At 58.4% G+C, this 12,430-nt stretch carries 9 protein-coding genes; 4 read left to right on the plus strand and 5 right to left on the minus strand.

What is annotated here, in order from left to right; genetic code table 11:
- Positions 1–44 precede the first annotated feature (44 nt).
- From RBB62_RS07140 to RBB62_RS07155, 4 genes are all read left to right on the plus strand, one after another.
- On the plus strand, positions 45–1,634 hold the full coding sequence (locus RBB62_RS07140) for a glycosyltransferase (protein ID WP_309398048.1): 1,590 nt from the start codon (positions 45–47) through the stop codon (positions 1,632–1,634).
- Positions 1,634–3,220: a glycoside hydrolase family 57 protein gene (locus tag RBB62_RS07145; RefSeq protein ID WP_309398049.1), complete on the plus strand. Its 1,587-nt coding sequence runs from the start codon at positions 1,634–1,636 to the stop codon at positions 3,218–3,220. The genes RBB62_RS07140 and RBB62_RS07145 overlap by 1 nt, the downstream gene beginning before the upstream one ends.
- A 131-nt stretch (positions 3,221–3,351) precedes the next feature.
- Positions 3,352–5,916, plus strand: coding sequence for a circularly permuted type 2 ATP-grasp protein (locus RBB62_RS07150; RefSeq protein ID WP_309398050.1), 2,565 nt, complete (start codon positions 3,352–3,354; stop codon positions 5,914–5,916).
- Positions 5,916–6,806 carry a transglutaminase family protein gene (locus tag RBB62_RS07155; protein ID WP_309398051.1) on the plus strand — a complete coding sequence of 297 codons (891 nt, stop codon included), beginning with the start codon at positions 5,916–5,918 and terminating at the stop codon, positions 6,804–6,806. The genes RBB62_RS07150 and RBB62_RS07155 overlap by 1 nt, the downstream gene beginning before the upstream one ends.
- Before the next feature lie 2 nt (positions 6,807–6,808).
- Here the strand turns inward: RBB62_RS07155 and RBB62_RS07160 are convergent, their stop codons facing one another.
- From RBB62_RS07160 to RBB62_RS07180, 5 genes are all read right to left on the minus strand, one after another.
- A complete protein-coding gene (locus RBB62_RS07160; protein ID WP_309398052.1) occupies positions 6,809–8,377 on the minus strand; it encodes a PrsW family glutamic-type intramembrane protease in 1,569 nt (522 codons plus the stop codon).
- A 49-nt stretch (positions 8,378–8,426) separates the two neighbouring features.
- Positions 8,427–8,690, minus strand: a complete 264-nt coding sequence (locus tag RBB62_RS07165) for a hypothetical protein (RefSeq protein ID WP_309398053.1) — start codon at positions 8,688–8,690, stop codon at positions 8,427–8,429.
- Positions 8,687–10,384: a ComEC/Rec2 family competence protein gene (locus RBB62_RS07170; RefSeq protein ID WP_309398054.1), complete on the minus strand. Its 1,698-nt coding sequence runs from the start codon at positions 10,382–10,384 to the stop codon at positions 8,687–8,689. Before RBB62_RS07170 ends, RBB62_RS07165 begins: the two co-directional genes overlap by 4 nt.
- A 63-nt stretch (positions 10,385–10,447) precedes the next feature.
- The gene (locus RBB62_RS07175) at positions 10,448–11,485 is read right to left on the minus strand and encodes a PDC sensor domain-containing protein (protein WP_309398055.1); all 1,038 of its coding nucleotides are present in this window, start codon (positions 11,483–11,485) and stop codon (positions 10,448–10,450) included.
- A 7-nt stretch (positions 11,486–11,492) separates the two neighbouring features.
- Positions 11,493–12,362, minus strand: coding sequence for a nucleotidyltransferase family protein (locus RBB62_RS07180; protein ID WP_309398056.1), 870 nt, complete (start codon positions 12,360–12,362; stop codon positions 11,493–11,495).
- Between the last annotated feature and the right edge of the window lie 68 nt (positions 12,363–12,430).

Below are 12,430 nucleotides of genomic sequence, written 5' to 3' on the forward strand. Positions count from 1 at the left end.
GTCACGGGACTTGCTGATGTTGGCGTCCCCACTACGACCCACACATGAAAGAAGCGAGTTACGGATCCGAAACTATGGAGCTCATGCGCTCCGTTGGCTGGAAAATCGGCCAACAATTTAACCCGACTCCCACCGGTCACTATTTAGCCTTCGTGCCAATCAAAGCTGGGCTCGCCTACCTGCATTGGTCGCTCGATAAGGCGAAAATTGACGCCTTGCAGGCCGAGGAAGGCGACAAGTGGAATGGAGCCCGCCAAACGCTGCGTCTCTACGACGTGTCGTGGATCGATTTCAACGGGATGAACGCACACAGCCAGTTCGACATCGATGTCAACGGGTTGACGGGCCACTACTACTGGAAAACGGACCGTATCGAGCGCTTCTTCATCGCTGAAGCCGGCTTCCTTTTGCGCGATGGACGCTACCGCGCGCTGGCCCGCTCGCAGACCGTGTTCATGGACCGGGGCGGCCGCTCGGGGCAGTCTTCCAGTCGCGGGATGTATGTCGGCGGGCGCTTTGAGCGCGTGATGCCGGTGGAAAACATTTTCGATGCGCGCACCTTCGAGCGTGTCCACCACAGCTGGAGCGGTTCACTGTCCGAAGACCTGGAAATCGCTTACTTCGCCGACGAGCCCCAACCCGACGCCGCCGAGCGCCTGAAGAGCTACCTTGGGCAGCTTCACAGCGCCGCCGATCCGCTGGGTGTGCATTTCCACGAGGGCTCTGAGGAAACGAAGAAAAAAGCCAGCCTGGTCCATGCGCACGATGTCGGTTCGGTCGTTGAAGCCAGTAAACTGGCGAAGAAGCTCAAAGTGCCGCTAGTCGTCACCCTGCACGAAAGCGAGCGCGAGCGCGCCGCTCTGCGTGGCCGTCAGATCGACGAAGCCGCCGTTAAAAAGGAGGCTGCCGCGCTCAAAAAGGCCGACTGGATCATCACCGCGCACGCCGATCTGCGAAACCAAATTCTTGCCGACGGCTTGGCTGCCGAAGACCGCATCGTCATTCTGCCGGACCTTTTCCAGGGCATCACACCGCGCGCCTTTGACCCGGGGGACGTCAAGAAGCGCTACCACCTGAATCCCTGCCATCCGCTGGCATTCTTCTCGGGTGAGATTTCTCACGCCGCCGGCGCCGACCTGCTGCTCAATGCCATGGAGCACGTTTGCGGAAGTAATTCCGAGGCGCAGGTGGTCATCGCGGGCAATGGACCTCTTCGCGAAGAGCTACAGCACCGGGCGCATCATTCCGGCCACGGCGACCGCATTAAATTCGTCGGCCACGTGGGACGCGACCAGTTTATGGACCTGCTCGCCGCGTGTGACTTTGTGGCGATTCCTGCGCGCACCTGGCAGGATGAGGGCATGGCCCACCTGGCCTTGGAGAATGGCAAATCCGTGCTGACCACACACCAGGCTCGCATCGGCTGTGTCAACCACGGGCAGAACGGCTTGGTGGTCTACGACAATCCCGGCTCGGTTATTTGGGGGCTTCAGGAGATGTTCCACAACCCGATGAGCCGCGGCGGATTTGCGCAGAGCCATTCCAGCCAGCCGCAGTCGCTGGATAGCCTCGCGGTTGAACTTTGCATTTTATACAACAACATCCTGACCTCCAGCAAAGGAGGCGCTAAGTAATGGCTAAAGGCTATCTTTCCTTCGTCTTGCACGCTCACTTGCCGTTTGTGCGGCACCCGGAATTTGAGCAGTTCCTTGAGGAGTTGTGGCTCTTTGAGGCGATCACTGAAACCTATATTCCGCTGCTGGAACGCTTTGACGCGCTCGACCGCGATGGCGTGCCGTGGGGACTGACGATTTCCATTTCACCGTCGCTGCTGGCTATGCTCGAGGACGATCTGCTCCGCGCTCGCTATGCGCGTCGCATGCGCGTGTTGATTGAGCTCTGCGAACGCGAGCAGGAGCGCCTCAAGGATGACCCGCATTTCAGATACCTGGCTGGCTGGTACCATGAGTATTTCAGCCGCACACTGAAGTATTTTGAGGACTGTGATGGCCGCATTTCCCAGCGTTTCCGCAAGCTCCATGAGAATGGCAACTTGGAGGTCATCAGCTGCATTGGCACGCATGGTTTCATGCCCCATTTATCCGCCAATCCGGCGACGATGGAAGGCCAGCTGGAAAATGGCTTTGCGTATTTTGAAGATGTCATGGGCTTCAAGCCGAATGGCTGCTGGGTGCCGGAATGCGCCTATTATCCAGGGCTCGACGACCGTCTTCGCAACCACGGCATCCGCTTTTTCTGCACCGAAACCGAGGGCATCGAATACGCCAAGCCGCAGCCGGTCTATGGCGTGCATGCGCCGCTTTACACGCCGTCGGGCGTCGCGGCATTTGGTCGCGACCACGGTTGCACGAAGCAAGTTTGGTCAGCGGAAGCTGGTTTCCCGGGCGACGGAAATTACCGCGAATTCTACCGCGACATCGGGCACGAGCTCGACTTCGAATACCTGCGCAAGTTCCTCCCGGGCGACGTCCGTTCGGACACCGGCATCAAATACCACCGCATCACGGGCCCAGGCTCGCACAAGGCTGGCTACGACCCGGAAAGCGCGCGTAAAAAGGCCGACCAACACGCCGCGCAATTCCTCTTCCAACGCGTGTCGCACATCGACTACTTGGATTCCGTGATGAACACCTCGCCGGTCATCGTGGCGCCGTTCGACGCCGAGCTCTTTGGCCACTGGTGGTTCGAAGGCCCGACTTGGCTCGACTACGTGCTCCGCAAGGCCGCCTACGACCAGAACTCGTTGGAGACCATTTCCCTCGGTAAATACCTGGACCGCAATCCCGTCCACCAGACGGCATACCCAGCGACTTCGTCCTGGGGGCACAAGGGGCACTTTGAGTACTGGCTCAACGGCGCGAACGACTGGATGTTCGATCAAATCACGTCCATCGGCGACCGCATGGTGGGCCTCGCGAAGAAATTTGCCCAAAAGAAGTCGGTGAAAAAGCTGGACGACCGCGCGCTCAAGCAATGCGCCCGCGAGCTCGTGCTGGCCCAAAGCTCGGACTGGCCATTCATCGTCAGCAATGGCACCTCGGCCCAGTACGCCGAGCGCCGCGTGCGTGATCACTGCAGCCGTTTGCACTACCTGGCTGATGCGCTGGAAAACGATACCGTGGACAAGAAGGAGCTAGAGGCGCTGGAGCTGATGGACAACATTTTCCCGAACATCAACTGGCGCGTTTACGCCAGCTAGCGGACGGCAGTCGCTGTCCAAGTATGAATAAAATTTGCACTTAGGTGGCTTATTTTAGCCATTTGCATGAAAAGCGTGCATGTTTTTCGCCATTGCTCGGGAGCTGGTCAGTCCTATTATTATTCGCTTAAATGAATCCTCCGTCGTTGATGCAGCAACAAAACCAGCCATTCGGGTCCGCTCAGCAGTCGCAACCCAAGTGGTTGGCTGCTTATCGACCCGAGCATGGCTTTTTTGACGAATGGACCTCATCGCGCGGTCCCGTGGCGGAGCATTGGAACACGCTTTTTCGGCAACTAGCAGAGCATGGAGAGGCGGATTATCGTCAGCGTGAGGATCAGCTAGAGCGGATTATCGCGGAAAATGGCGTGACGTACAACGTCTATTCCGACCCGGAAAATCCTAACCGGCAGTGGAAAATGGACGCTATCCCGCTGCTGCTTGGTCACGACGAATACGAGCGCATTTCCGCCGCCGAGAGCCAGCGCATGCGCCTGCTCAACCTGATGCTGCAGGACATCTACGGCGAGCAGCGCTTGCTCAAGCAAAACCTTTATCCGTCGGGTTTGGTGTTCGGAAACCCTGCGTTTCTGCGGCCGGTGCATGGCCTGCTGCCGAAGTCGCGGCCGTTTTTGTTTACGCATTCGTCGGACCTCGCGCGCTCGCCTGACGGCAATTGGTGGGTGCTGTCCGACCGGCTCGACGCGCCCTCCGGTCTCGGTTACTCGGTCGAAAACCGCGTGATCTCCAACCGCGTAATGCCCGACTTGATGCGCAAGCACCGTGTCGCGCGCGTGGCCAGCTATTTGCAAACGGTTTCCGATGCGCTGAAGAACGCCTCACCGCGTGCGCTGGAAAACCCGTTCATCGTCCTGTTGACGCCCGGGCCCTATAACGAAACTTACTTCGAGCAATCCTACCTCGCGCGGGTATTGGGCTACCCCTTGGTGGAGGGGGCGGACCTCACCGTCCGCGACGACGCCGTCTTCCTGAAGACGATCCACGGCATGCGCCGCGTCGATGTGATTTTCCGCCGTCTGGACTCCGAGTGGTGCGACCCCTTGGAGTTTCGCGATGATTCGCTGCTCGGCGTGCCGGGCCTCGTGAACGCGATTCGCCAAGACAAGGTGGCGGTCGTCAATGCGCCCGGCGTGGGCGTGTTGGAAACTCCGGCGCTGGCCGCGTTCTTGCCCAATATTTGCCGCGAGCTGCTGGGCGAGGAGCTGCTTTTGCCGTCGGTCGCCACATGGTGGTGTGGCCAGGAGCAGGAGAAGCAATATGTGCTCGCAAACATCGATCGTCTGGTCATCAAGCCGACTTTCCCCACGCTCAGTAAGGAGGAGCGTCCGTATTTTGGGCCGCAGCTCAGCAAGAAGCAGCGTGAAAACCTCGTGGCGACCATTCGCCGTTTTCCGGATCGCTACACTGCGCAGGAAACCGTGCTTCAGGCGACCACGCCGCTCTACGACGAGGACCACCTGACGCCACGTCATTTCATGCTGCGCACCTTCCAGGTGTCAGACGGCAACGACGAGCCCTTGCTCATGCCGGGCGGGCTTTGCCGCGTGGCGAACTCCGGCGTGTCGCCCGATGTGTCAATGCAGCTTGGCGGCGTCAGCAAAGACGTGTGGGTGGTCGGCGACCCGGACAAGCAACAGGACGATGCGATCAACCTCAATTACCTGTCGCAGCATGTGAGCTTGAACCACGTGACGGTGGCGCTGAGCAGTCGCATGGCGGACAGCCTCTTCTGGGCGGGGCGTTACCTCGACCGCGCCGAAGACATGATTCGCGGCCTGCTGGTCATCATCAACGCCACCCACGAAAGCCGCAACGAGCAAGACCTGAAAATGGTGTTGAAGATGATTCGCGGCTTTGCGCCACACCTGTCGCTGGACCACTTGAAGGCGTCCGTCGGCAACGACAGCAACGACCTCATCGACGAAGCGCTGCGGCAAATTATTTATGGCGCGCAATATCCCGACCGCCTGATCAACGTCTTGGGCCAACTGAAGCGCGTGATGTATTCCATTAAGGAAATGATGGCTGGCGATCTGACCCGCATGATGCGCGATATGCCGGCGGCGCAGATTCCGACCGAAGGCGAGGGCAGCATCCTGCGCAACGCCGAGCTTTACGGTCTGCTCAAGCGCCTGCTCGACTACATGGCGGCGATCTCGGGCATCATTGCGGAAAATACCGTGCGCGGGCTGGACTGGGCATTCCTCAATCTAGGACGCCGCATTGAGCGCAGCATGATGCTGTGCGAATTCTTCCGCGGTTGTTTAAAGCAGGCTTCGTCCAATGAAGAGTTCCTCATGCTTCGGCTCTTGGAATTCTTCGATAGCTCCGTCACCTATCGCCGACGCTATTTGAGCCGCATGCAGCTGGACGCCGTTTGCCACCTGATTATTTCGGATCCGTCGAACCCGCGCTCGCTCGCGTTTCAGGTCAGCGAAGTACTGGACAACACCAAGATGCTGCCTCATTACAACGCCAGCGACATGAAGTCCATCGACCGCCTGGCGCTGCGGGTTTTTAGTGACATCGTGCTTGAAAAGCCGGACGTGCTCGCCGCTGCGAATCCGAAAAACGAACGCCAGGCTTTGGATGTTTTGACCAAGAACACGCTGGAAAATTTAGCGACGCTGTCCAACGAGCTGGGTGCCTACTACTTCTCGATTACCAAGCGCTGATGAACACCTACACGATACGGCACCACACCATTTACCGCTACGAAGCTCCGGTCGCGGTGTCGCATCATGTGGCGCGATTGAAGCCGATTTCCAACGGTCGCCAAACCTTGCAGTCCTTCGACATCAGCGTCGACCCGACGCCGGAAGCATTGATTGAGCGCATTGATTTTTTCGGCAACACGCTGCATCAGTTTTCGTTGCAGAAGTCGCACCACGAGCTGGCGGTCTTGACGGAAAGTGAAGTCACGGTTGACGCCCCGGGTGCGCCCTTGCTGGATATTGCGGCGACCTGCGCCGAGGTCCGCGAAACACTCCGCGAGCCCAAAACGCCCGAAGCCTTTGAAGCGCTGCAGTTCACGCATGCCTCGCCGCAAGTTCCAGTCTTGCCGGAGCTCCATGCCTTGGCTCAGAAATTCTTGACCGACGATGGGCATTACCTCGGCGGCGTGCTTGCCTTGGCAGATTACATTTACCGCAACTTTGAGTTCGACCCGACTGCAACCGATGTCATGACGCCGGTCCAGCAGGTGTTGAAGATCAAGCGCGGCGTTTGTCAGGATTTCGCGCATTTGGCGATTGCCTGCATCCGCTCGCTGGGGCTGCCGGTCCGCTACGCTAGCGGTTACATTTTAACGGACCCGCCGGAGGGCCAACCGCGCCTCGAAGGGGCCGACGCCTCGCATGCCTGGATTTCGATTTACGATCCCGACCTGGGCTGGATCGATATTGACCCAACCAACAATCTCATTTGCGACGAGCAGCACATCGTGATCGGCTACGGCCGTGATTATCAGGACGTCAGTCTCGTGCGCGGCGCGATGACCGGTGGCGGCCGCCACATCATTGAAGTCGCCGTGACCGTTGTACCCAAGTTGGATGCTCTCGTGTAGGGTCAGCGAATCGGCTCGTTGATCACGCGGAAGAACATGATCACGATCACGCCAACGGCGACTACACTGACGCCGAGGGCCCGGAGGCCGTCCATGCCAATTTGCGCGGTGGACCAGCCAAGCGATACGGCCAGCACGGCTGATAGCGAGGCGGTGAAAACGAAACTCAGGCTGACACGGCGATGCCCATGCGGACGTATTTGCTCCATGATTTGAAACATCTGGTAGCACATCAGCACATAGATGGTCATGCTGAAGATGCTGAATTCCATCAAGTTGGGCAGCATGAGAAAGGCGTCGTAGAGCCCGTGGGCAAAGACTATCAGTCCGAACATGCTCGCGAAGTAATCCAGCTCCCGCCACTTGGTAAGAAACGCGCGGTAAAGCGCGTAGCCGGTCAGTGCGGTGGCCGAAATATGGAGGAAGTTCGCCGTGAGAAAACGCGCCGGGCCGCTCATGCCGTCGCTTTGGTGCAGGTAGCTCAGGTTTTCCTCAACCGCGAAACCGAGGCCCACGCAGCCGGCAACGACGAGCGCCAGCAGTGGGTCTTTCTTGCGCAGCAAAATTGGCAGCATCGGCATGAAAAAGAGAAGCTTGAGCAACTCTTCGCGCAGACCAATCCCGGCAATGCAATAGAGCAGCCCGCCGATGAGATCATACTTTTCGGTGAAGCCAAGGTAGTCCTCCTGTACGGTGATCGCGAGCAGCGTCGACATGGCGCTCATCATGCCGAGCAGGATGGCGAAGGCGCAAATCGCGAGATTTTTCGGCTGGGGCCAAAGGCTCCCGGCGTGAATGAGAAACACATACCAAGCCGCGCCAGTGAGCAGGGTGATTAACACAATCTGCCAGACCAAGTCGTCGTACTGGAGCACCACCGTGCTCAGCACGATCTGCGGCCAATCGCGCTCAATGACTGCGCGCTGATATTCGAGGTAGCTGCGTTCGTTGACCAGCAGATGGCTGTAGTTGGGGTCGTCGAGCAGTCGAACGAGTTCCCGAAACGCGCTTTTATTCAGGTAGGCGTCGATGGCCAGTTGGCGCGTATCGTTGTCGCCCGTGATCAGGGCTTCGGCCTCGTAGGCGCGCCCCGCGTCACGCCCAAAGCCCTGCATCTCCCACAGCTGAGCGAGTGCAAAATTACTGTAGGGCGCAGGGGGTGTTTGATTGCTGAGGGCTAGCAGCTCCGGCGATGCTGAGTTGGCTTTGAGGCTTTGCGCGAGCAGTCGGGCGATCTGCTTTTGATCAGGCGGGTACTTCGTTTCCTCGATGCCCTGCATGAAGTTATCGTCGATCACATACAGTTGCGCCCGGTTGGTGAGGAACTGAAGGTAATGCGCGAAGTCCTCCGGTTCATGCGTGGTGTCGTCGATGGTATTCGCCAGATCCAGCAGCGGCGACTCGAAGTTTAAGCCGTCAAAATATAGCGCGCTGCGAAACTGAGCGTCATCGTCCAGGCTGTAGCTGAGCATCCCGGCTCCGAAACCGAGGGCAATGAGTAGCACCGCCGTTTTCACCAGAAATGACGTCTGGTAGGACAGGCGTGGCAGGTTGCGGATCAGGAAACGCATTCAGTGGTTGCAAGCACAGCGGGAGGAGGCCCCGTGGCTACGTGAGTAGTTACCCGCGGATTTTGTTTTTCTTGGACTCGCGCTCGTCGTTGATTTTTTGACGCTCCTGCACGAGCTGCTGCTCCAGCTTTTTGCGTTCCACGGAGTCCTTGGCTTTGGCAATGGAGTCCTTCACGAACACCTCGCGCTCGGCGATCTTGGCGTCGTAAACGCGGTCAATTTCCGCGAGCTCCTGCTTTTGCTCCTCGGTTACGCCTTGCGACGGGGATTCCTGCTCTAGACGCTCCATGGCGAGTTCGTATGCGCTTTTCATAATTCGACAATTTGCCTCATCTCCGTGCCGAATACAAGCCCGACGAGTAACAATGCTGGCGGGGCCCCAAAGCGCGCCCAGACTGGCGTGCGTTTGTCAGCCAAGAGCAGCGCCGCGCCGACCATCAGCATGGCCAGTGTGTAGCCGCCGCCTGCCCAGCGCCACCCCAGCTGCATCGAACTGTCGGGCGCTTTGAGAAAACCTTCGACCAGGGAATCCATGCCAGCGACGAAGACCCAGCTGGCGTGGTTCGCAAAGCTTGCCACCCAGTCAAGCCCAGCCCAGCCCGCGAGCGCCGAGACCAGGCTGGATGTCATCGCCAGCGGCGCCAGCGAGACCAACGGCACGTTGAGCAGGAACGAGCCCGGGGCCAAAACACCAAAGTAGCGAATCGCGAGTGGCGCGCTATAAAGCGTGGCCGCAAAAGAAATGGCGAGCAGGCCAAACAAGCCGCGCGTGCCCCAGGTCGCGAACTTCTGCCAACGGTTTTGCGAAGCGGGCATAATGAGGCGATATGGCTTGAAGCGCAGTTGCAGCCATTCCTGAAAGGGCGCTCCGTAAACAATCAGCCCCGCGACGACGGTGTAAGAAAGCTGAAAGCCGGCGCTCCACATTTGCCGCGGGTCGATTAGCAGCACCACCAACGCCGAGCCAGCTAAAGCCGACAACGGTTGTGGTTTGCGCAGCAGCGCGTAGGCGGTCCAGAAGAAGAACGCCATCCACCACGCGCGAATGGCCGAAGGCGCGGCCCCGGTCACCTGCACATAGCCCAGCAGCAGCGCGAGCCCGATCCACGGCGTCCATTTACGCGGCACGTGAGCCAGTTTCAGCACAATGCCGATCAAGCCGGCCACGATACCGACATGCAAACCGCTCACGGCGAACAAATGCATGGTCCCGCTGGCAATGTAGCGCTCCTTTTGCTGGGCTGTTAGCGCGGTTTTTTCGCCCAACAACATGGCCGTCGCAATGCCCGCCAACTGACGCGTGCGCGGGGTCTCGGCACCAATCTGTAGCGCCGCCTGCCATTGCTCATTGATGGCTGCAAACTGCTGGTATAGCCTTGGCTGCTTACGCACGACATCGAGCAGGCTGGCTTGCGTGAGTTTGAGGTGGCAACCTTGCTGACGCAGGTAGCCGTCGAAGCCGTCGGGATCATTGGGCGTGGGCTCAAGTTTGCCGCGCACCCGAATGATGCTCTCGCGGCCGATCGGTTCTTCCGTGGCATCTTTCCAGCAAAGGAAGTAAATTGGCTGATTCACGTACTGCTGCGCGAAGTCCGGAGCTGCCACGATGCGCCCAATGCCGGCAACCCGCATTTCCTTACTACGCAGGGCAAAGACGCGGTCGATCTCGATATCGACCTCAGCCTCACGGTTGGCCTGAGCGCTGAGGTCGGGCGGGGCGGGAATCCGCAGCGAATAGTACCGCCAACTGCCGAGCGTGACGGTTGCCGCAAAGAGCAGGCCCCACACGATGAGCAGCGCCTTGGAGTCAGCGCGGAAAACCACGAGTGTCGCCACGATACAGCTAACGATGGTCGCGAGCAGCCAGCCATTGGCCAACTGGACATGCGGGACATTCGCGGCGATTGCGTAGCCGGCAATCAGCGGAATCAAGAGATACAGCAACGGCGTATGCGCGCCCGACTTCAGGCGAATCCGTTCCTCTGGCAGCTCCCCAACCGTATCCATAGATGAGGCAAATAATTAGTGCGGTTTAATGCCAGGGCAATTCGAAAGGCGTGGGGAGGGCAACTAATCTGTAATGGGCAGTGCGAGAATCAGGCGCCAGTTAGTAGCGTCAATTTTGGTGGACAGAATGGTGCGTCCGTCTTGCTGAAAGCGAACGACCTTTTGCCCGTGCTTGGTGGACAAGACCGCGCTCGTGGCATCTTTGATCCAAGTGTGTTCCGATGAAACGGCTGCTGACTGCTTCGGCCAGAACGGGCTATCTTTCGGCAAATAATACAAGACCGCGGCTTGGTGCTTCGTGTTCACGGATTGCAGCTCTGCGGCTAAATCTGGTTCACTGATGTCGATAACCAGTCCGGTGTCGTCCACGATGTAGGCCACGGCGTCCGGCAAGTCTACGAGACTTTGCAATACAGAGTTAGTGAGCTGCTTCAGCGTGATGTCGCGTGAAACAACGGCCACGGGCTCATCTTGAACAAAGACGGGCGTCGAAACGGTGATCATCATCCCCGCGCCCACGAGGTCTAGATACGGCGGACTCCAGCCAGGTTTACGATTTTTGAAGTCTGCGCAGGTGTAGAAGATTTGCTTGGTCGGCGGGTAGTTGTTCACCGCTTCGTCGATTGGCAAATACGGGTAAATCAGCATGAGCTCGTCGCTGGTCGTAATATAGACCCATGAGAAATTAAAGCTCTTGTAAGCAGTGCCAAACGATGAGGAAATGATGCCAAGGTTGTTGAGTTGATACGCTATTGAGTCGTCCAACGGCTTGCTTCCGTAATAGTAAAACGACGGCACGGGATCCTGGGATTTGAGTTTCGTTTTGGCGGGATCGAAACAGAACGCTGTCGTTTTGCCCTTGCTCTCACTGATACTCTGCCAGAAGTCCAACATGCTGTCGCCTGATGTATCGGGGTGTTCACACAGACGTAGATATTCGTCAGCAAGGGCTACCGTGCTTTGCGCAACGTAGCCAAAGGTGTCGTTCACGCGCGCGGCGGATGACTCAAGCAACAGATCGTAGGCGTCCGCGGGTTTGGCGGCGTGGACTTGAGTGGCGAGCAGGCAGAGGAGGAGAAGGGAGAGATGGCGAAGGATCATGGCGTTGTCAGAGTTGGGCCAGTCGCTTTTGGACCGCTGGTTTGTCTTCGGGATACGTCACACCGAACCACTCACCACTGGTTGGCAAGACTACGCATTGGGCTTCGCCGCGCTGGATGAGATCGTCGACGACGGTCGGTATGTAGCATTCAGACTTCATCTCCGAGCCGTGCTCTTTGAGGAACGCCGTAAAGTGCGCTTCCAGCACGTCAAAGAAGCTCGGCGCAAAGACCCAGAAATTCATCGAAACCAAGGCATCGTGCGGAATGACTACGTCAGCGCCGGTGAGGTTCGCGCCGCGAATCACGCCGGCGCGCTCGGCAATGCCGGTGTGCTCTTCCACGGTCTGCAAAAGCTCGCCATCGAGGCGGCAGACGCCACGATTCACCGAGCCATGCGGCGAGAGCGTGTTGACGATCGGGTAGCCGACCATGGCGCATTGGCTGGCGTCGATGGCGGGATTGGCTGCGAGGTAGTCGATCACGCGCTGGTAGGCGTCGCTGCCATAGTAGTCGTCGGCATTGATCGCAACAAAGGGATCGCTGACCACCTGACGCGCGGCGCGAATGGCGTGCGCGGTGCCCCAGGGCTTCACGCGGCCTTCGGGGACCGAAAAACCACTGGGCAGATCAGTCAGCTCTTGGAAGGCGTATTCGACCTCCAGCTTGTCCATGTTGCGGTTGCCAACGTTGGCTTTAAACGCATCGGCGAAGTCACGGCGAATGACAAACACGACCTTTTTAAAGCCTGCCTTGGCGGCGTCGTGGATCGAATAATCCAGTAGCGTTTCGCCGTTGGGCCCCATCGGGTCCAATTGTTTGAGGCCGCCATAACGGCTGCCCATGCCAGCAGCCAAAACAAGTAAAGTGGGTTTCATAGCTGGCAATTACTCAAGCGGACCACCGCCTCAACGCAATGCCTTTTGTGTTAAACAAAAGCGGCGCT

The sequence above is a fragment of the Cerasicoccus maritimus genome (genome assembly GCA_031296935.1).
Taxonomy (GTDB): Bacteria; Verrucomicrobiota; Verrucomicrobiia; order Opitutales; family Cerasicoccaceae; genus Cerasicoccus; species Cerasicoccus maritimus.